At 68.3% G+C, this 20851-nt stretch carries 15 protein-coding genes and 1 pseudogene; 9 read left to right on the forward strand and 7 right to left on the reverse strand.

Translation table 11 applies throughout. The features are described from left to right. The first annotated feature begins 71 nt into the window (after nucleotides 1-71). Nucleotides 72-1047: pseudogene (locus VLK31_RS18380) on the forward strand (Bug family tripartite tricarboxylate transporter substrate binding protein). Between the two features lie 11 nt (nucleotides 1048-1058). Next, nucleotides 1059-3419, forward strand: coding sequence for a cytochrome P450/oxidoreductase (locus tag VLK31_RS18385; RefSeq protein WP_409169868.1), 2361 nt, complete (start codon nucleotides 1059-1061; stop codon nucleotides 3417-3419). A 15-nt stretch (nucleotides 3420-3434) separates the two neighbouring features. Here the strand turns inward: VLK31_RS18385 and VLK31_RS18390 are convergent, their stop codons facing one another. From VLK31_RS18390 to VLK31_RS18405, 4 genes are all read right to left on the reverse strand, one after another. After that, the gene (locus VLK31_RS18390; protein ID WP_409169869.1) at nucleotides 3435-5372 is read right to left on the reverse strand and encodes an ATP-binding protein; all 1938 of its coding nucleotides are present in this window, start codon (nucleotides 5370-5372) and stop codon (nucleotides 3435-3437) included. Next, nucleotides 5282-6019 (reverse strand): LuxR C-terminal-related transcriptional regulator, encoded by a 738-nt coding sequence (locus VLK31_RS18395; RefSeq protein WP_409169870.1) that lies wholly within the window; start codon nucleotides 6017-6019, stop codon nucleotides 5282-5284. The genes VLK31_RS18390 and VLK31_RS18395 overlap by 91 nt, the downstream gene beginning before the upstream one ends. Before the next feature lie 204 nt (nucleotides 6020-6223). After that, the gene (locus VLK31_RS18400) at nucleotides 6224-6823 is read right to left on the reverse strand and encodes a GNAT family N-acetyltransferase (protein ID WP_409169871.1); all 600 of its coding nucleotides are present in this window, start codon (nucleotides 6821-6823) and stop codon (nucleotides 6224-6226) included. A gap of 79 nt (nucleotides 6824-6902) precedes the next feature. Next, complete coding sequence (locus VLK31_RS18405) at nucleotides 6903-8297, reverse strand: PLP-dependent aminotransferase family protein (RefSeq protein ID WP_409169872.1); 1395 nt, start codon at nucleotides 8295-8297, stop codon at nucleotides 6903-6905. Nucleotides 8298-8528: 231 nt separating this feature from the next. On the opposite strand from VLK31_RS18405, the gene VLK31_RS18410 reads away from it, so the two are divergent. From VLK31_RS18410 to VLK31_RS18440, 7 genes are all read left to right on the forward strand, one after another. After that, nucleotides 8529-10151 (forward strand): ABC transporter substrate-binding protein, encoded by a 1623-nt coding sequence (locus VLK31_RS18410; RefSeq protein WP_409169873.1) that lies wholly within the window; start codon nucleotides 8529-8531, stop codon nucleotides 10149-10151. Nucleotides 10152-10164: 13 nt separating this feature from the next. Beyond that, complete coding sequence (locus tag VLK31_RS18415; RefSeq protein WP_409169874.1) at nucleotides 10165-11106, forward strand: ABC transporter permease; 942 nt, start codon at nucleotides 10165-10167, stop codon at nucleotides 11104-11106. A 1-nt stretch (nucleotide 11107) separates the two neighbouring features. Then, nucleotides 11108-11980 (forward strand): ABC transporter permease, encoded by an 873-nt coding sequence (locus tag VLK31_RS18420; RefSeq protein WP_409169875.1) that lies wholly within the window; start codon nucleotides 11108-11110, stop codon nucleotides 11978-11980. 14 nt (nucleotides 11981-11994) lie between these two features. After that, complete coding sequence (locus VLK31_RS18425; RefSeq protein ID WP_409169876.1) at nucleotides 11995-13629, forward strand: dipeptide ABC transporter ATP-binding protein; 1635 nt, start codon at nucleotides 11995-11997, stop codon at nucleotides 13627-13629. 8 nt (nucleotides 13630-13637) lie between these two features. Continuing rightward, nucleotides 13638-14387 carry an AzlC family ABC transporter permease gene (locus VLK31_RS18430; RefSeq protein WP_409170035.1) on the forward strand — a complete coding sequence of 250 codons (750 nt, stop codon included), beginning with the start codon at nucleotides 13638-13640 and terminating at the stop codon, nucleotides 14385-14387. Next, nucleotides 14387-14731, forward strand: coding sequence for an AzlD domain-containing protein (locus tag VLK31_RS18435; RefSeq protein WP_409169877.1), 345 nt, complete (start codon nucleotides 14387-14389; stop codon nucleotides 14729-14731). The genes VLK31_RS18430 and VLK31_RS18435 overlap by 1 nt, the downstream gene beginning before the upstream one ends. Before the next feature lie 208 nt (nucleotides 14732-14939). Beyond that, nucleotides 14940-16412 carry an amidase gene (locus VLK31_RS18440; protein ID WP_409169878.1) on the forward strand — a complete coding sequence of 491 codons (1473 nt, stop codon included), beginning with the start codon at nucleotides 14940-14942 and terminating at the stop codon, nucleotides 16410-16412. 58 nt (nucleotides 16413-16470) lie between these two features. On the opposite strand, the gene VLK31_RS18445 is transcribed toward VLK31_RS18440, so the two are convergent. From VLK31_RS18445 to mutS, 3 genes are all read right to left on the reverse strand, one after another. Then, nucleotides 16471-17283, reverse strand: a complete 813-nt coding sequence (locus VLK31_RS18445) for an alpha/beta fold hydrolase (RefSeq protein WP_409170036.1) — start codon at nucleotides 17281-17283, stop codon at nucleotides 16471-16473. 92 nt (nucleotides 17284-17375) lie between these two features. Beyond that, a complete protein-coding gene (locus VLK31_RS18450) occupies nucleotides 17376-18215 on the reverse strand; it encodes a peptidase (RefSeq protein ID WP_409170037.1) in 840 nt (279 codons plus the stop codon). Nucleotides 18216-18243: 28 nt separating this feature from the next. Beyond that, on the reverse strand, nucleotides 18244-20841 hold the full coding sequence (gene mutS, locus VLK31_RS18455; RefSeq protein ID WP_409170038.1) for a DNA mismatch repair protein MutS: 2598 nt from the start codon (nucleotides 20839-20841) through the stop codon (nucleotides 18244-18246). Between the last annotated feature and the right edge of the window lie 10 nt (nucleotides 20842-20851).

Consider the following 20851-nt stretch of genomic DNA (forward strand, 5'->3'; position numbering starts at 1 on the left):
CCCGTGTGTTTGTGTTTACGCAATGCGTATGATAATTACGCAATACACAATATCCAGCCCGGAGACATCCCATGAAAAAGCACATTGCCCGCGGTCTCGCGGTTCTTGCCCTCACAGCCGCGGCCAGCGCAGGCGTCGGCGCGCAGACCTTCCCCGCCAAGCCGATCCGCTGGATCGTTCCGTACGCGGCCGGCGGTGGCTCCGACTTCCTGGCGCGCACGGTCGGCCAGACCACTGGCGACGCAGGTGGCCCAGCCGGTGCTGGTAGACAACAAGCCCGGCGGCAATACCGCGCTGGCCGCCGCCGAAACCGCGCGCGCGCCGGCCGACGGTTACACCATCCTGTCGGCCGACAACGGCACGCTGGTGTTCAACCCCGCGCTTTACAAGTCGCTGAGCTACAGCCCCACCAAAGACCTGGCGCCCGTCACGCTGATGGGCAAGTTCCCCATGGTCCTGGTGGTGGGTGCCAACTCGGGCTTTGCCTCTGCCAAGGACTTCATCGCCCAGGCGCGCGCCAAGCCGGGCGGCATCAACTACGCCTCGGCTGGTGCGGGCAGCCCGCACCACCTGGCGATGGAGCTGCTGAAGGTGGAGGCCAAGCTCTTCATGGTCCATGTGCCGTACCGGGGCGCCGCGCCCGCGCTGGCCGACGTGGTTGGCGGGCAGTTGCCGGCCATGATGGTCGACCTGGCGGCGGGCTCCGGCTTCATCAAGGGCGGCAAGGTGCGCGCGCTGGCCGTGGCCAACCCCACGCGCCTGCCGCAACTGCCCGACGTGCCCACCTTCGCCGAGCTCGGCTACAAGAACGTGGAGGCCGCCGCGCTGGTCGGCGTGGTGGTGCCCGCGGCCACGCCGCCCGAGGTGGTGAAGACGCTGAACCGCCAGATCGTTGCGGCCATCAACGAGCCTTCGGTGCGCACGCGCATGGTCGACTTCGGCGTGGAGCCGGTGGGTAACACGCCCGCGCAATACGCCGAACTGCTGAAGAACGAAACGGTGCGCTGGCACAAGCTGATTCGCGACCTGAAGATCACCCTCGACTGAGCCCCCACGCCATGCCAGACACCGCCCACCCAGCGCAAGCACCGCGCACTTCCGGCTGCCCCGTCGCGCACGGCGCGCTGTCTTGCGAGCGCACGCCCACCGGCTGCCCCGTGAGTGCACGCGCCGCGGGCTTCGACCCCTTCGAGGACGGCTACCAGCAAGACCCGCCCGAGTACGTGCGCTGGGCGCGCGAGCAGGAGCCGATCTTCTACAGCCCCAAGCTGGGCTACTGGGTGATCACGCGCTATGCGGACATCAAGGCGGTGTTTCGCGACAACATCACCTTCAGCCCGTCGAACGCGCTGGAGAAGATCACGCCCACCGGCGACGAAGCCAACGCAGTGCTGGCCTCCTACGGCTTTGCGCTGAACCGCACGCTGGTCAATGAAGACCAGCCGGCCCACATGCCGCGCCGACGCGCGCTGATGGACCCGTTCACGCCCGAGGCGCTCAAGCACCACGAGCCGATGGTGCGCGAGCTGGCGCGCAGCTACGTCGACCGCTTCATCGACGACGGCCGCGCCGACCTGGTCGACCAGATGCTGTGGGAAATTCCACTGACCGTGGCGCTGCACTTTCTCGGCGTGCCCGAGGAAGACATGGACACGCTGCGCAAATACTCCATTGCGCACACTGTCAATACCTGGGGCCGCCCCAAGCCGGAGGAGCAGGTGGCCGTGGCGCATGCGGTCGGCAACTTCTGGCAGTACGCCGGCAAGGTGCTCGACAAGATGCGCCAGGACCCCGACGCGCCCGGCTGGATGCAGTACGGCATCCGCAAGCAGGCGCTGCTCCCTGAAGTGGTGACCGACTCGTACCTGCACTCGATGATGATGGCCGGCATCGTGGCCGCGCACGAGACCACGGCCAACGCCACCGCCAATGCCATGAAGCTGCTGCTGCAGCACCCGCAGGTGTGGCAAGAGCTGTGCGAAGACCCGGGCCTCATTCCCAACGCGGTGGAAGAGTGCCTGCGCCACAACGGCTCGGTGGCCGCATGGCGTCGCCTTGTCACGAGCGACACGCAAGTGGGCGGCGTCGACCTGCCCGCGGGCTCGCGCCTGCTCATCGTGACCTCGTCGGCCAACCACGACGAAGGGCACTTCGAAGATGCCGACCTGTTCGACATTCGCCGCGAGAACGCCAGCGACCACCTCACCTTCGGCTATGGCTCGCACCAATGCATGGGCAAGAACCTGGCGCGCATGGAGATGCAGATCTTTCTGGAGGAGTTCACGCGCCGCATGCCGCACGTGCGGCTGTGCGCGCAGCGCTTCACCTATGTGCCCAACACCTCGTTCCGCGGACCGGAGCACCTGCTGGTCGAATGGGACCCGGCCGCCAACCCCGAGCGCACGAACAAGGGCCTGCGCGACGTGCAGGTGCCCGTGCGCATCGGCGAGCCGTCGGCCCAGGCCATTGCGCGGCCGGTGGTGGTCGAGCGCGTGACGCCGGTGGCCGAGGGCATCGTCCGGCTGCGCCTGGCCTCGCTGGACGGCAAGCCGCTGCCACGCTGGACCGCCGGCGCGCACATCGACGTGGAATGCGGCACGCCCGCGTTGTCGCGCCAGTACTCGTTGTGTGGCGACCCCGACGAAGCGGGCGTGTTCGAGATTGCCGTGCTGCACGAGCCCGAAGGGCGCGGCGGCTCGGCGTGGGTGCACGCCCATGCAAAGGCCGGCGACCGGCTGCGCATTCGCGGGCCGCGCAACCACTTCCGCCTGGACGAGACGCTGAAGAAGGCGATCTTCATCGCTGGTGGCATCGGCATCACGCCGGTGAGCGCCATGGCGCGGCGTGCCAAGGCGCTGGGCATGGACTACGCGCTGCACTACAGCGGGCGCAGCCGCGCCACCATGGCGCTGGTCGAAGAACTGGCCGCGCTGCACGGCGAGCATCTGCATGTGCACGCCGCCGACGAAGGCCGCCGCAACGACATGCAGGCGCTGCTCGCGCAACCGGTGCCCGGCGCGCAGGTGTACGCCTGCGGCCCGCGGCGCATGCTCGAGGCGTTGGAAGACTGTTGCGCGGCGTGGCCCGAAGGCTCGCTGCGCGTGGAGCATTTCGAATCGACACTGGCCACGCTCGACGCTTCGAAGGAGCATGCCTTCGAGGTGGAGCTGAAGGACTCCGGCCTCGTGCTCACCGTGCCACCCGACCAGACCCTGCTGAGCGTGCTGCGCGCCGCCAACGTCGACGTGCAGAGCGACTGCGAAGAAGGCCTGTGCGGCTCGTGCGAAGTGCGCGTGCTGTCGGGCAAGGTCGATCACCGCGACGTGGTGCTCACCCGCATGGAGCGCGAAGCCGACACCAGGATGATGACCTGCTGCTCGCGCGCCTGCGAAGGCGCCCGGCTGGTGCTGGAGCTGTAGGCGCCGCCCCTGCGCTCAGCGCGCCAGCGGCATCCGAAGCGCCACCTGCGTGTCACCGGGGCGTGACTGCAGCTGCAGCTCGGCGCCGAGCCGGCGCGCCCGCATGCGCAGGTTGCGCAGACCGGCGCCGCTGTTGCTGCCCATGCTGTCGACCTGAAAGCCGCACCCGTCGTCGCGCACGCTCAGCCGCAGCTCGGCGCCCGCGCGCGCCACGCTCACGTCCACGCGACCGCTGCCGCTGTGCTTGAGCACATTGGTCAGCGCCTCCTGCAGAAAGCGCATCAGGTCCAGGCTTTGCGAGGGCGGCAGTTCGAGCGTGTCGATGTTCGACACCTTCCAGCGGCAGTCGATGCCGTTGGCGTCCAGCAACTGCGCGCTGCGGTGGCGCAGCGGCGCCAGCAGCTCGCCCAGCGCGCGTGCGTCGTCGTCGCGGCCGGTGGCGTCGATGATCAGGCGCAGGTCGTCGCGCAGGCGCTTGAGCATGGCCAGCAGCTTGCTCGCGCTGAGGTTGTCGGGCGTGCGCTCCAGCGTGGCGATGCTGCCCACCAGCATGCCGCCCAGGCCGTCGTGCAGGTCGCTCACCAGGTTCACGCGCTCGCCGATGCGCGCATGCGCCAGCGCCAGGGCATGCTGCTGCGCCAGCGTGGTGGCCAGCTCGGCCTTGGCGGCGTTCACCTCCTCGATGAGCTCGGTGTTGAAGTTCTCGATGCGCCGCAGGCTCTGCGCAAAGCGTGCCGCCTGCGTGAGCGCCATGCCCAGCAGCAGCACGTAAGACGACATGTTGGTGTAGTAGATGTTGCTGTCGATCACCTGCGTGAACACCAGCAGGTCGTGCGCGCCGGTGGCCGCCGACAGCGCCATGAACGGGGCGAGCGAGCGTATCGGGCTGCCGCGGTGGCGCCAGGCGTGAACGATGGCGGCGCTGTTCACCACGATGATGGTGAGGCCGCCCACCAGCGTCCACACCGCGCGGTGCGTGACCAGGCCGGGCTGCAGCAGCAGGGGCACCAGCCACAGGTCGAGCACGCCGGCCAGCGCCACCAGCGCGGCCACCGCTTCCAGCCGCGGCATGCGCCGTTCGCAGTAGCGCAGCACGAACAGCAGGTACGACAGGCTGAACGCCAGCAGCAGCGACGTATTGAGCGCCTGCCAGCCGTCGGTGGTCTTGAACGGCCACGGGCTGGTGGCGATCTGGTTGCACGCGAACAGCAGCCACAGCACCGACATGGCCGCGAACCAGCCGTAGGCCGTCTCGCGCCGGCGCCGCCACCACCACGCGATGAAAAAGGCCGAGACGGCCGCGCTGACCGCGAGGCCCAGCACCTGCAGGTCATGGCGCACCAGGCGCTCACGCTCGAAGAGCGTCTGCATGGCCGCCGGCGTACCGAGCTCGACCGGCCCCAGCCCCGCCTGGTAGGCGAACAGGCCCGACACCCGCACCAGCAGCGTGTTGGTGGCGCCTGGGCGCAGCAGCGGCGGTGCCAGCAGCCAGTGGCGCGGCGTGTTCCAGGCGCGGGTGAGCGGCTCCACCAGGCTGTCGTCGCGAGCGATGGGCGTGCCGTTGAGCGACACCTCGCCGGCCATGTTCAGGTAGTGCAGCAGCAGGCCGGCCTCGCGCACCTGCGCGGGTTGCTGCCAGGTCAGCCGGTACCAGACCACGCCGTCGAAGCCGGGCCAGCGGGTGGCCCAGCTGTCGGGCAGGGTGACGGGCGTCCAGCCCTCGGCGGGGGGCGCCGTGTCATGCCAGTCGGCGGCGCGAACGGCCTCGACGCGAAACACGGGCGGTGCAGCGTCTGCACCGGCCTGCGCGGAGGCCGGGCCGGCCGCCAGCAGCAGCCAGAGCGCGCAGATCAGCGTGCCGATCAGCGCAGCAAGCCATGCCGCCGTGCCTGGAACACGGCCTCGGTGCGCGAGGTGACGGCCAGCTTGCGGTAGATGTTCTTGGTGTGGCATTCCACGGTCAGTCTGGAGATTGACAGCGACTCGGCCATGTCGCGGTTGCTCAGCCCTTGCGAGACGAGTTCGAGGATCTTGCGTTCACGCGGCGTCAGCGCCTGGGGCAGAGCGGGCGGCGTGTTCGCCGCGTGGGCCGGGGATGCGGGAGGTGCGGTAGAGGCAGCCGATGCACCCGGCGCCTGCAGCGCGGCCATCCACGTCAGGATGCGCCGCGCGATGGTCGGGTCGATGGGTGCGCCGCCCTGCTCGATGCTGCGCAGCGCCACGCCCAGCTCCAGGTCGTCGCGCTCTTTCAGCAGGTAGCCGATGGCCCCCGCGCGCAGGGCCGCAAAGATGACGTCTTCGGTGCGCCAGGCCGAGATGACCACGGCCGCCGTGCCCGGGTGGTGCGCCTGCATCCAGCCGATGAGCTCCACGCCGCTGCCGTCGGGCAGGCCGATGTCGACCAGCGCCACGCTGTAGCCGTGCGCGCCCATCAGGTGCTGCGCGCCGGCCACGCTGCTTGTCACCGCAATGTGCGCATCGTTGCAGCCGAGCGTGGCCAGCACGTGGCGCAGGCGTGCCTGCATGGCGGGGTCGTCCTCCACGATCAGTGCGGGGGTCAGGGCGACGGGCTGGGCGTCGGTGATCGGGAGGGCGGACATGGAACAGGTGGTCGACCGGGCCGGCAAGGCGGTCAGGAAAGGGCCGCCCATTCTCCGGGATTGTTGCCAAGTATTGCCATTTGTATCTCCTCGACCCTTCTCCGGCGGGGAAATCAGGGCCGCCTGTTGCGGCATTGCCTATCGCGCTGTGTGGAATTCGGGCTTTGGCACCCGGTTGGCACGCCAAGGCAGGGCGGCGCGCGCTCAGCCCTTGGCGGGCGGCCTGCACATGACGAGGTACTCGGTGTCGGTCACCGGCTCCCGGTGCGCGGCCTCGCGGCGAAAACCCAGCCGCTCGTAGAAGGGCACGCTGGGCGGCGTGAAGGTTTCCAGAAAGCAGGGCACGCCAGCCGCATCCGCCTCGGCCAGCGTGGGCGCCAGCAGCCGCGCGCCCAGCCCGCGCCGTTGCGCGGCGGGCGCGATGCCCAGAATCGACAGGTACCACGCGCCCGCCGGCACCACCGCCGGTGCGCGCGCCGACATGAAGTCGACGATGCGGTGGTAGTTGCCATGGCCCAGCGGCCCCAGCGCATCGGCCAGAAACGCGCGCTTTGCGGCGGATTCCGTGGCATCGGCCGCATCGTCGCGTGGCAGCAGCCAGGCCGCTGCGCCCAGCGCGGGGTCGTCCAGCGTCAGGCAACGCCCGGTGCGCTCGGCTTCGCCCATCGAATAAGCGAAGTACGACGCGAGCACCGCCTTGCGCTGTGCCATGTCGTGCGCAAAGTCGGCGGAGATGGCCAGGTAGAACGGATCGACGATCAGCGCGTCGGCCAGGGCGGGCGTGGACAGGGAGGCGAGTGGCATGCGGGCAATAGCTGCAAGGAGCGGGTTGGGACGGGCCGCGCGATTCTAGAAAGCGCCCGCAACCAACGGGCACCGCGCTTCACGCCTTGGCCTTGCTGCGCAGCCCTCGCGCCTCCTGCGCCAGAAAGCGATACAGCCGCGGGTCGTCCGCGTAGCCCACGTTGAAGCGCAGCCACGGCGTGGCCCGCAGGTCGGTGCGAAACAGGTCGCCCGGCGCCAGCAGAAAGCTCTCGGCAATGGCGCGCTGGGCCAGCGCGCGCATGTCGACGTCGTCGCGCTCGAAGCGCGCCCACAGAAAAGGCCCGCCGGCCGGCCGCGTGAACAGCTGCATGCCCGCGGCCTCCAGCCGGTCGCACACCGTGGCCTGCGCCGCCTGCAGCCGCTCGGCCAGCTTGGTCACGTGCGCGCGGTAACGGCCCTCGACCAGCACGCCGTGCAGCAGCCGCTCGGTGAGCTCCGACGTGGTGAGGCTGTTCACCATCTTCTGCAGGATGAGCTTTTCAGCAAACTCCTCGTTGCACGCGACAAAGCCCACGCGCAGCGCGGGCGACACCGTCTTGGAGAAGCTGCCGATGTGAATCACCCGTTGCAGCCCGTCCAGGCTGGCCAGCGTGGTGGCCGCGCCGGGCGGCTCCAGCCCGGCCATCACGTCGTTGTCGACGATGCGAAAGTCCAGCTGCTCGGCCAGCCGCAGCATCTGGTAGGCCACGGCCGGCGTGCACTGGCTGCCTGTGGGGTTGTGCAGGTTGGTGCTCGTGAAGAAGGCCTTGGCGCCGTGGCGTTGCGCCAGCGACTGCAGCGCGGCCAGGTCGGGGCCGTTCACGGTGCGTTCCACGCCCACCAGCTTCAGGTCGAGCGAGCGCAGCATCGCGTACAGGTTGGTCGAGCCCGGCTCGTCGACCAGCACCACGTCGCGCGGCTGCAGCAGGCAGCGCGCCACCAGGTTCAGCGCCTGCGATGCGCCGTGCGTCAGCACGATCTGGTGCGGCGCGGTCTCGATGCCCTGCTGCGCCAGCAAGGTCTGTATCTGCTGGCGCAGCGGCAGGTAGCCGTAGGGCGTGCCGTAGTTGGCCAGCCCGGCGGCGGACTTGCGCGACAGCGCGGCCAGCGCGCGCCGCACGCCGTCTATATGCAGCATCTCGGGCGGGATCCAGCCGCAGCCCGCGTTGAGCAGCGTGCGGTCGTCTTCGTACACATGCTTGAGCAGCCACAGCGAGTCGACCGAGGTGCGGCCCAGGAAGGGCTTGCGCCGCGTGGCGGAGCGCTCCGTTTCGGCCACGTAGTAGCCGCTGGCGCGCCGCGCCTCCACATGGCCTTCTGCCACCAGGCGCTGGTAGGCGTTGGTGATGGTCATGGTGCTCACGCCGCAGTCGCCGGCCAGCACGCGCACCGAGGGCAGCCGGTCGCCGGGCTTCATGGCGCTGGAGGCCATCTGCGCCAGCAAGGCGTCGTAGACCTGGCGAACCAGGGGCATGGGCAGCGAAGGGTTGACAGTGATCACGGCATGGCGCGCACGTTTCGTGTGCACGAAAAAGCCCCAACACGGGGACGAATACAGCGCGGGCAGGCGACTGTTCTATTACAGAAGAATATAACTGTACATATGCATTCGAGCTGACAGATGTCTCAATGGAGACCTTGCCGCCGCGAGCCCCTCAGCGGGTGCCGGCACGGCGTTCCCCGTTTCATCCTTTCAGGAAATCACATGCAACCGCAGCCTTTCTCGCCATCGACAGCCCGTTCGGGTCGCGCCTTGTCGCGCCGCCTTGCCCGATGGGGCGCCGCCGCGCTGCTGGCCGGTGCCGTCATGGCGCCCGCCATGGCGCAGACCACCACGCTGAAGATCATTCCAAGCAGCAACATCACCGTGCTCGACCCGATCTGGACCACGGCCTACGTGACGCGCAACTTCGGCTACATGGTGTACGACACGCTGTTTGCCACCGACCTGGAAGGCCACATCAAGCCGCAGATGGTCGACAAATGGAAGGTGTCGCCCGACAACAAGACCTGGACTTTCACGCTGCGCGACGGGCTGGAGTTTCATGACGGCAAGCCCGTCACCAGCGAGGACGTGGTGGCCTCCATCAAGCGCTGGGCCAGCCGCGACACCTTCGGCGCGCAGCTTGCCAAGGTGACCGAGCGCTACGAAACGCCCGACGCCAAGACCTTCACCCTGGTGCTGAAGGAGCCCTTCGGCCTGGTGCTGGAGGCGCTGGGCAAGCCGTCTTCCAACGTGCCGTTCATCATGCCCAAGCGCATGGCCGACACGTCGGGCGACACGCAGATCAAGGAGTCGATAGGCTCGGGCCCCTACGTGTTCAAGGCCGACGAGTTCCGCCCCGGCGAGCGCGTGGTGTTCACCAAGAACATGCGCTACAAGCCGCGCGCCGAGGCGCCATCAGGCACGGCCGGCGGCAAGAACGTGTACGTGGACCGCGTGGAGTGGCTCATCATTCGCGACGCGCAAACGCAGATGAATGCGCTGCTCAACGGCGAGGCCGACATCCTGGAGCAGCCCGCCTTCGAGCAGTACGCCACGCTGCGCACCAACCCCGACATCAAGCTGGTCGACGCGCAGCCCGCGGGCAACCAGTTCATCCTGCGCTTCAACTTTCTGCAGCCGCCGTTCAACAACGAGAAGGTGCGCCGCGCGGCCATGCTGGCGCTGGGACAGGAGGCCTTTTTGCGCACCCAGGTGGGCACGCCGGGCCTCACGCGCTACTGCAAAAGCATGTTCCCGTGCGGCACGCTGTTCGAGTCGGAGCAGACCGGCGACTACACCGGCGTGGCCAACCCGCAGAAGGCCAAGGCGCTGCTCGAAGAGGCCGGCTACAAGGGCGAGCCCGTGGTGCTGATGCGCCCGACCGACAACCCGACCATCGGCAAGCTGCCGCTGGTGGCCAAGCAGCAACTGGAGCAGGCCGGCTTCAAGGTCGACATGCAGTCGATGGACTGGTCCACGCTGGTGGCGCGCCGCGCCAAGAAGGACGCCCCCTCGGCCGGCGGCTGGAGCGCGTTCATGACCTCGTGGACCGCGTCGGACATCCTGAACCCCATCACCATGGCCATGATGAACGCCACCGGCGACAAGGGCTGGTTCGGCTGGCAGACCGACGCGAAGCTGGAAGAAATCAAGGTGCAGTTCACGCAGGCCAAGACCGAAGCCGAGAAGAAGAAGCTGGCGCAGGCCGCCCAGCTGCGCGCCTTCGAGACCGCCACGCACGTGCCCGTGGGCCAGTACAACCAGCCCGCCGCGGTGCGCAAGAACGTGAGCGGCCTGGTGCCGGCCGGCGCGCAGGTGTACTGGAACATCAAGAAGCAATAAGGGCGGGCGTTCCATGCTGACCTTTCTGGCCAAGCGCCTGCTTGCCACGCTGCCCGTGCTGCTGGTGGTGGCGGTGGCGATCTTCATGATCGTGCGCCTCACCCCCGGCGACCCGGCGGCCGTCATCGGCGGCAACAGCGCCACCAACGAAGACCTCGACCGCATCCGCGTGCAGCTGGGCCTGACCAAGCCGCTGTGGGAGCAGTTCGCCATCTGGGGCAACGGCGTGCTGCACGGCGACCTGGGCTTTTCGTTCTTTCTGAACAAGCCGGTGCTGGACCTCATCGGCCAGCGCATGGAGCCCACGCTCTCGCTGGCCGGCGGCACGCTGCTGCTGGCGGTGGCCATCGCGCTGCCGCTGGGCACGCTGGCCGCGTGGCGCATGGGCGGCTGGCTCGACAAGGCCGTGATGGCCTTCTCGGTGGCCGGCTTCTCGGTGCCGGTGTTCGTGGTCGGCTATGTGCTGATCTACGTGCTGGCGATGAAGCTGCAGTGGTTTCCGGTGCAGGGCTACCGGCGCATCGGCGAAGGCGTGGGACCGTGGCTGCACCAGCTGGTGCTGCCGTGCCTCACGCTGGCCATCACCTACGTGGCGCTGCTGTCCCGCGTGACGCGCGCGGCCGTGAGCGAGGCGCTGACCGAAGACTTCATTCGCACCGCCCGCGCCAAGGGCATCACCGAGCTGCAGGTGCTCAAGCACCATGCGCTGCGCAACGCCGCGGTGCCGGTGGTCACGGTGATTGGCGTGAGCGCTGCGCTGCTGCTGGGCGGCGTGGTGGTCACCGAAACGGTGTTCGCCATTCCGGGCCTGGGCCAGCTCACGGTGGACGCGGTGCTGAACCGCGACTTTCCGGTGCTGCAGGGCGTGGTGCTGTTCTTTGCGGTGGTGTATGTCGCCGTCAACCTGCTGGTCGACGTGAGCTACCTGTTCATCGACCCGCGCATCCGTTACTGACATGAGCACCCTGAAAAAACTCTGGCGCAACACCGCCGTGCGCGGCGGCATCGTGGTGCTGGCCGGGCTGGCGCTGCTGGGCGTGTTCGCGCCCTGGCTGGGCACCTTCGACCCCTCGGTGATGGACCCGGGCTTCATCTCGGTGGGCGCGGGCACCGCGGGCCAGGTGACGATGCCCGACGGCGCGCAGTTCGCCCACACCTTCTGGATGGGCAGCGACAGCGTGGGGCGCGACGTGTGGAGCCGCGTGCTCTACGGCACCCGCATCTCGATGACGGTCGGGCTGTTCACCGCCTTCGTCGCCATCTTCTTCGGCTGCCTGATGGGCATGCTGGCCGGCTACTTTCGCGCGGTGGACGCGGTGCTGATGCGCGTGATGGACGGCGTGATGGCCATCCCCGCCGTGCTGCTGGCCATCACGCTGGTGGCCGTGCTGGGCGCGAGCCTGCCCACGGTGATTCTGGCGATTGCGGTGCCCGAAGTGCCCCGCGTCACGCGGCTGGTGCGCGCGCTGGTGATGAGCCTGCGCGACGAGCCCTTCGTGGAAGCGGCCCGCGCGCTGGCCACCGCCGACGCCACCATTCTGTGGCGCGACATCTTGCCCAACGCGCTGGCGCCGCTGATCGTGCAGGGCACCTTCATTGCGGCCTCGGCCGTGCTGACCGAGGCCATCCTGAGCTTTCTGGGCCTGGGCCTGCCGTCGGACGTGCCGACCTGGGGAAACATCATGGCCGAAGGGCGCGTGCAGTTCTCGCAGAGCCCGGGCAACGTGCTGTTTCCGGCGCTGTTTCTGGTGCCCACCGTGCTCGCCATCAACATGCTGGGCGACGGCCTGCGCGACGTGCTCGACCCCAAGTTCTCCAAACGTGTGTGAGGCGCAGATTTCCAATGACTGATTCCAACCCAGGCGCCGCCATCCTCGAAGTGCGCGGCCTGCAGGTGGCGCTGCCTTCCGACGCCGACCGCGCGCATGCCATCGAACACCTCGACCTGCGCATCGAGGCCGGGCGCACGCTGTGCATCGTGGGCGAGTCGGGCTCCGGCAAATCGGTGCTGGCCACCACTGTGATGGGCTTGCTGGCCAAGGGCCTCACGCTGAAGGCCGGCGACGTGATGCTGTCCGGCGAGAAGCTGGTCGACAACGGCCGCTTCACCTCCGACAAGCGGCTGCGCCAGTTGCGTGGCACTGGCATGGGCATGGTGTTCCAGGAGCCCATGACCGCGCTGAACCCGGTGCTGAGCTGCGGCGAGCAGGTCGACGAGCTGCTGCGTACGCACACCGCATGGGGCGCGGCCGAGCGCAAGGCGCACACCATCGCCATCTTCGAGCGCGTGCGCCTGCCCGACCCGGCACGCATCCACGCGAGCTACCCGCACCAGCTCTCGGGCGGGCAGCGCCAGCGCATCGTGATTGCGATGGCCATCATCCTGAAGCCGCGCCTGCTGATCTGCGACGAGCCGACCACCGCGCTGGACGTGACCACGCAGGCCGAAATTCTCAAGCTCATTGCCGAGCTGCAGGCCGAGCAGGGCAGCGCGGTGCTCTTCATTACGCACGACATGGGCGTGGTCGCGGAGATTGCCGACGACGTGATGGTGATGCACCGCGGCGCCCTGGTGGAGCATGGCCCCTGCGCCCAGGTGCTGCGCCAGCCGCGCGAGGCCTACACGCGCATGCTGCTGGACGCCGTGCCCGGCATGACACCGCCCCCCGCGCGCACGCTGCCCGGCGGCAAGCCGCTGCTCACGGGCACGGGCGTGGGCAAGATCTACACACGGCGCGACTGGCTCGGCCGTGCCAGGCACAACACCGCCCTGCAAGACGCCAGCGTGGCCGTGCACCGCGGCGAAACCGTGGGCGTGGTGGGCGAATCGGGCTCGGGCAAGTCGACCTTTGCGCGCTGCATGATCCGGCTCATCGCGCCCAGCGCGGGCAGCATTTTGTGGGGCGACGCCGAGGTGCGTGACCTGCCGGAGGGCCGGCTTCGGCCGCTGCGCTCGCGGGTGCAGGTGGTGTTTCAGGACCCGAACCGCTCGCTCAACCCGCGCCGCACCGTGGGCTCGTCGATGGTCGAGGGCGCCATGAACTTCGGCCTGAGCAAGCTGCATGCGCGCCAGACCGCCGAAGAGCTGATGGACCGCATCCAGCTGCCGCGCACCGCGCTGGAGCGCTACCCGCACCAGTTCTCGGGTGGCCAGCGCCAGCGCCTGGCCATTGCGCGCGCCATTGCCTGTCAGCCGCAGGTGCTGGTGGCCGACGAGGCGGTGTCCGCGCTCGACGTGTCGGTGCAGGCGCAAATTCTCGACCTGTTGCGCGAGATCCAGCGCGACCTGGGGCTGGGCATTCTGTTCATCACGCACGACCTGCGCGTGGCCGCGCAGTTGTGCGACCGCGTCATCGTGATGAGCCAGGGCCGCATCGTGGAGCAGGGCCCCACGGGCCAGGTGTTCAACGCGCCGGCCAACGACTACACGCGGCGGCTGCTGGCGGCCGCGCCGCGCGCCGAACTCGCGAGCCTGTAGTGCCTGTAATGCGAGTGGTGAGCTTGTGGAGCGCCTGGCGCACATCGACCAACGACCCGGCCTGGCGCCGCGCGTTCGCCCAGGGGCGGCGCGACATTGCGGGCGCGGCGCTGGGCACCATGGCCATGGGCCTGGTGGCCGGCGTGGCCATGGCCAAGAGCGGCGTGGGGCTGGGCGTGATCCTGGCGATGTCGTTGCTGGTGTTTGCCAGTGCCTCGCAGCTGGCCTGCCTGCCGCTCATTGCGGCCGGCGCGCCGCTGTGGGTGGTGGTGGCGACCGCGTGCGTGCTGAACCTTCGCTTTGTGGTGTTCAGCGTGAACTGGCGGCGTTACTTCGGCGGGCACCGCCGGTGGTCGCGCGTGCTGTTGTCGTACCTGGCGGGCGACCCGGTGTATGCGCAGTTCGTCTACCGGCACCCGCAGCCGTCACCCACGGCGCGCGCGACCGTGCAGCAGCACGGCTACTTTCTGGGGCTGGCGCTGACCAACTGGGCGGCATGGCACGTCGCGTCGCTTGCGGGCATTTTTCTGGCCGACGCCATTCCGGCGGCCTGGGGTTTGCGCTTCATCGGCGTGCTGGCCTTGCTGGCGCTCGCGCTGCCCATGCTGACCGACCGCGCGGTGCGTTGCTCGGCATTGGCCGCGGGCGCGGTGGCTTTGGCAACGGCCTGGTTGCCGATGGGGCTGAACGTGGTCGCGGCCATTGCCACGGCGTTTGTCGCCGGCACTTGGGCGGACCGTCGTTGGGGTGTGCGCTGATGCATCTGGGGCACGACGTGTATGTATGGTTGGCGGTGGGTGCGTTGGTGGTGGTGACGGTGCTGACGCGCAGTTTTTTTCTGTTGCCCGACAGCGAGCCGAAGTTGCCCGCGTGGCTGTGGCGTGGGTTGCGTCATGCGCCGGTGGCGGCGTTGCTGGCGATGGTGGTGCCGGAGGTCTTTTTGAGCCATGGGCATTTGCTGGGCGATTGGCGTGACTCACGACTTTTTGCTGTCGGTGCGGCATTGGCCTACTACGCGGTACGCCGAACCGACCCCACCGGAACAATTCTTGTAGGCACGGGTACGCTGATGGTTCTTCGGCTTGGCTTCGGGTGGGCATGATGGGTGCTGTCGGTTTTGGTGCTGTCGTTCAGGGCGCCGTAGTTCAGGGCGACGCTCACGCCGACGGGGGACATTCGCGGAGGGGAGCACCCGGCGGCCTGTGCACGCGCCCTGAACAGTGCAGCCCTGAACAAGAGCCAACAAAACACATGAACCCCGCGGCGCCAAAAAAGCGCCGCTACTTTTGAACTGAAATGGAGAGCATCAGATGACGCTGGCAATGAGCTGGGACGAATGGGCCGCACACGACGGCATAGCGTTGGCTGAACGGGTCCGCAAGGGCGACGTGTCGGCCGCCGAACTGGCCGCGCAAGCCGCCGCCAGCATCGCGAAAGTCAACCCGCAACTCGACGCCGTGGTCGAAGTGTTCGACGACGTCGTCGCCGACCCGCTGAAAGACGGCATGAACCCCGAAGGCGTGTTCGCCGGGCTGCCGTACCTCATGAAAGACCTCGGCCCCACTCTCAAAGGACGGTTGCAGGAATTCGGCTCGATGATGATGCAAGGCCACCGCCCCGCAGCCGACAGCTTTCTTACCGAAAAACTGCGCCAGGCCGGCCTCAACATCATGGGCCGCAGCACCACGCCCGAGTTCGGCGTGTGCAGCTCTGTAGAGAACGCGCTCTTCGTCACCCGCAATCCGTGGGACGTCGAATACACCACCTGCGGCTCGTCCGCCGGCACCGCGGCCGCCGTGGCCGCCGGCGTGCTGCCGCTGTCGCACGCCACCGACGGCGGCGGCTCCATCCGCATTCCGGCCGGCGTGAACGGCAACATCGGGCTCAAGGTGTCGCGCGGCGTGTTCTCGCTGGCGCCGGGCCTGTCGGACCTGTCGGGCCTGGTGTCGATCCAGGGCTGCCACAGCCGCACCGTGCGCGACACGGCAGCGTTTGTCGACCACTGCCGTGGCGGCGCGCCGGGCGAGTTCATGCCTTTCTGGTCACCGGCCGAGCCGTACAGCGAGCTCATCAAGAAAGACCCGAAACCGCTGCGCATTGCGCTGTCGCACGAGTGGGGCGACTTTCGCGCCACGCCGCATTTCGTGGCCGAGTTGGAGCGCACCGGCAAGTTCCTCGAAGGGCTGGGGCACCACGTGGAGTGGGTGCTGCCCAACGTCGATTTTCAAACCGCCTTTGCCGCACAGACCACCTGCTACATCAGCAACTTCGCGCAGGTCATCGACGGCCACCTGCACCGCCTGGGGCTGGAGCGCCCGCCGGCCGAGCTGCTGGAGCCGATCAACATCAAGATCTGGGAAGCGGGCCTGAACACCTCTTACACCGAGCGCTCGAAGATGCAGGCCGTGTTCAACACCACTTCGCGCGCCTTCGGCGAGTTCTTTCAGCGCTGGGACATCATCCTCACGCCGATCACCGCGCTGCCCACGCCCAAGGTGGGCACCAGCGAGTACCTGACGACCAGCCAGAACCCGTCTGTGTACGACTGGTTCGCCAACCTCTGGAAAAACTTCGCGTACACGCCGCTGTCCAACCTGTGCGGGCTGCCGGGCATCTCGCTGCCGATGGCCGCGCAGGCGAACGGGCTGCCGCTGGGCATTCAGGCTCAGGCCGCGCAGGCGAACGACGGGCTGCTGCTGCAACTGGCCGCGCAGATCGAGCGGGCGCTGGATGGCAAGTGGAATGCGGGGCAGCGGCCCGGGGTGCACGTCACGGCGGTGTGACGCAGGGGATGTGACGCAAGGGATGTGATGTGAAGGATGGGCGCTCGGCCCATCCGCTTCACAGCAGGTTGCGCAGCGCCGCCTCGACAGCCGCGGCCGTTGCCAGCGGCTTTTCCATCGGGAACAGGTGGGTGCCGTCCATCATGGCGATGCGGCCCTTGGTGACCAGCTGCGTCATCGCCATGCCCACGCGCTTCATTTCGGCCGATTGGCGCCCGCCGATGAAGGCCGCCTTGCACTTGAGCGGGTGCGCGCGCAGCAGTGCGCCCAGGTTGTGGGGCAGGGTGTTGTAGATGGCGGTTTCCACGTCGCGGTCGAAGCTCAGCTCGCGGCCGTCTTCACCACCCTTGTCGCCGTCGAAGGTGCCGTGGTCGATGTAGTCGTGCAGCACCTGCTCGTCCCACTTCGCAAACGCCTTCTTGCTGCGGAAGTGTTCGAACACCGCCTCACGGTGCTCCCAGCTGTTGCGCCGCTTGCGGCTCACGGCGCCGGGCGAAATGCTCTTCATGAGCGGCGTGCGCTTCACCACGTTGAGCGTGTTGGCGCGCCAGCCACCGAGGATGGGCGAGTCGATCAGCACCACGCCGCGCGCCAGCTCCGGGTGCATGGCCGCGCACATCAGGCTCAGGAAGCCGCCAAGCGAATGACCGACCAGAAACACCGGGCCGCCCGCGCGGTCGGCCCGCGCCTTGGCGAAGTCGGCCAGCTGCTGCACCAGGTGCGGCCAGTTGTCGGTCACGGGGTACTTCGGGTCGTGCCCGAACTTCTCTACGGCGTCGACCTCGAAGCCGCGGTTGCGCAGGCTGTCCAGAACGACGCGGTAGGTGCTCGCGGGAAAGCTGTTGCCGTGCGAGAAAACGACCGGGGGCATCATGGCCGCCGCCGGGCCGCCCCAAGGCGGCCAAGCCTCCCCCTCGGGGGGTGGCGAAGCACACGAAGTGGCAAGCCGGGGGGCATCATTTTTCAGATCAGCTTTTCGTCGGGCGTGGAGATCTTGCGCAGCGCGCCGTGGCGGGTGGCGGGCATCTTCAGCGGATGCTCGGTATGGCTGTCGTCCCACACCGGGTCTTCGATGCTGTCGAACACTTCGCGCAGCTTCTGGCCCCAGCTGTTGTGCATCATGCGGTAGTAGGGGTTGTCGGCGTCGATGCAGATCACGCGGTCGGTCTCGAGCTTGTTGGCCTCGTACACCACCAGGTCGAGCGGCAGGCCGACCGACAGGTTCGACTTCATGGTCGAGTCCATCGACACCAGCGCGCACTTGGCGGCCTCGTCCAGCGGGGTCTCGGGGGTGAGCACGCGGTCGAGCACGGGCTTACCGTATTTCGATTCGCCGACCTGGAAGTACGGCGTTTCGGTGGTGGCTTCGATGAAGTTGCCCGCCGCGTACACCAGGAACAGGCGCATGCCTTCGCCCTTGACCTGCCCGCCGAAGATGAAGGACACGTTGAAGTCCAGCCCCGCATGCTTGAGCGCCTCGGCGTCGCGGTCGTACACATGGCGCACCGCCGAGCCCAGCACGCGGGCGGCGTCGAACATGCTCTTGGCGTTCCAGATGGTGATGGGGTCGCCGGGCGTGCCGTCTTCACGGGTTTCGCGCAGTTCCTCTATTTGCAGGATTTCGCGCACCGACTGCGAAATGCTCAGGTTGCCCGAAGACAGCAGCACCATGACGCGGTCGCCAGGCTGCTCGTAGACGATCATTTTGCGAAAGGTGCTGATGTGGTCCACGCCCGCATTGGTGCGCGAGTCGGACAGGAACACCAGGCCGGCGTTGAGTTTGATGCCTACGCAATAAGTCATGAGTTCATCTCGCATGAACAGTGCCCGGTCAGCCGGTGGCCTGTTCGCGTTTGTTCAGTTTTTGAAGGGCGTACAAGGCGTCGAGCGCCTCGCGCGGGCTCATGGCGTCGGGATCGAGTGCAGCCAGCGCGGATTCTACGGCGCTGGCCAGGGGCGTTTCGGCCACTGGAGGCGGTGCGAACAGGTCGACCTGCGCCCGGGTTTGCGCATGCTGCGATTCCAGTGCCTCCAGCGCCTGGCGGGCATGGTTGACCACCGCCGCGGGCATGCCCGCGAGCCGCGCCACCTGAATGCCGTAGCTCTTGCTGGCCGGGCCGGGCTGCATTTCGTGCAGAAACACGATGTCGCGGCCCGCCTCGGTGGCGCTCACGTGCATGTTCACCGCACCATGGTGCGTGGCCGGAAACTCGGTCAGCTCGAAGTAGTGCGTGGCAAACAGCGTGAAGGCCTTGCTGCGGTCGTGCAACTGGGCCGCGATGCCCGCGGCCAGCGCCAGCCCGTCGAAGGTGCTGGTGCCGCGGCCAATTTCGTCCATCAGCACCAGCGACTGGGCCGTGGCGCTGTGCAGAATCTGCGCGGCCTCGGTCATCTCCAGCATGAAGGTCGACTGCGCATTAGCCAGGTCGTCCGCCGCGCCAATGCGGGTGTGAATCGCGTCGATGGGCCCCAGCCGGCATGCCGCGGCGGGCACGTGCGACCCGATGGACGCCAGCAGCACCACGATGGCCACCTGCCGCATGTAGGTCGACTTGCCGCCCATGTTGGGACCGGTGATGACCTGCATGCGCTGCTGCGGCCCAAGCTGCGTGTCGTTGGCGATGAAGCCGCCCGACGACTTTTCGGCCAGCCGCGCCTCCACCACCGGGTGGCGGCCTTGAGAAATCTCGATGCACGGGTGCGACACGAAGCTGGGCGCGTGCCAGTGCAGCGTGTGCGAGCGCTCGGCCAGCGCGCACAGCGCGTCCAGCGTGGCAATGCCGGTGGCCAGCTGCGTGAGCGCGCTCACCGAGGGCTGCAGCGCGTCGAGCAGCTGCTCGTACAGCCACTTCTCGCGCGCCAGCGCGCGGTCTTGCGCGCTCAGGGCCTTGTCCTCGAAGGTTTTCAGCTCCGGGGTGATGAAGCGCTCGGCGTTCTTCAGCGTCTGGCGGCGGCGGTAGTTGTCGGGCACCTTGGAGAGCGCGCTTTGCGTCACCTCGATGTAGAAGCCGTGCACCCGGTTGAATTGCACCCGCAGGTTGCTGATGCCGGTGCGCTCGCGCTCGCTCACTTCGAGCTTGAGCAGGAAGTCGTCGCAGTTGTCGCTGATGGCGCGCAGCTCGTCGAGCTCGGCGTCATGGCCGGTGGCGATCACGCCGCCGTCGCGCACCAGCGCGGACGGGTCGGGCTTGATGGCGCTCACCAGCAGGTCGGCGCAACCGGGCGGCGGCGCCAGGCGTTCGGTGATGCGGCCCAGCAGGTCTGCGGACGCGGGCAGCAAGGGCGCGAGCTGCTCCGCCTTCGACAGCGCCAGGCGCAACGCCACCAGCTCGCGCGGGCGCACCTGGCGAAGCGCGATGCGCGCGGCAATGCGTTCCACGTCGCTGGTGTTCTTCAGTTGCTCGCGCAGCGTGCGCCAGGGTGCGGCCGTGCCGCCGAGCACCGTGGATTGCAGCGCGCCAATGGCTTCGAGCCGCGCCTGCGCCTCGGAGCGGTCGCGCCGCGGCGACAGCAGCCAGCGCTTCAGCAGGCGGCTGCCCATGCCGGTCATGCAGGTGTCGAGCAGCGAGAACATGGTGGGCGACTCTTCGCCGCGCAGCGTTTGCACCAGCTCCAGGTTGCGCCGCGTGGTGGGCGGCAGCTCGATCAGGTCGCCATCGCGCTCCACCGACAGGCGCTGCACGTGAGAGAGCGCGCGGCCCTGCGTGTGCTCGGCATAGCCCAGCAGCGCGGCGGCGGCGGCGTGGGCGTTGGTGAGCGATTCGGCGTTCCACGCGGCCAGGCTGTTGCTGCCCATCTGCTCGCTGAGCTTGCGCTCGCCCAGGCCGCCGTCGAACTGCCAAGCGGGGCGAATCGACAGCGTGAACGGCGTGGCGCTGCGCGCGGCCTTCAGGCGCTGCTCGAAGGCGGGCGTGACCTCGGCGCTGTACAGCAGCTCGCTGGGCGCGATGCGGGCGATCCAGGTTTCCAGCGCGTCGGCGGGGCACTCGGCCAGCCGCAGCTCGGCGCCGGTCACGCTGAGCCAGGCCAGGCCGCAGAAATTGCGCGTGCCCGCGTGCACCGCGAGCAGCAGAGATTCGGTCTTGTCGCTGAGCAGCTCGGAGTCGGTCAGCGTGCCGGGCGTCACCACGCGCATCACCTTGCGCTCGACCGGCCCCTTGCTGGCGCCGACCTCGCCCACCTGCTCGCAGATGGCGACCGATTCGCCCAGTTTGATGAGGCGCGCCAAGTAGGTATCGACCGCATGGAAGGGCACACCGCACATCACCACCGGCTGGCCGGCCGACTGGCCGCGCTGGGTGAGGGTGATGTCGAGCAGGCGCGCGGCTTTTTCGGCGTCAGCCCAGAACAGCTCGTAGAAATCGCCCATCCGGTAGAACAGCAGGGTGTCTGGATGGTCGGCCTTGAGGCCTAGGTACTGCGCCATCATGGGCGTGTGC

This window comes from Variovorax sp. H27-G14, from assembly GCF_046156345.1.
Classification (GTDB): Bacteria; Pseudomonadota; Gammaproteobacteria; order Burkholderiales; family Burkholderiaceae_C; genus Variovorax.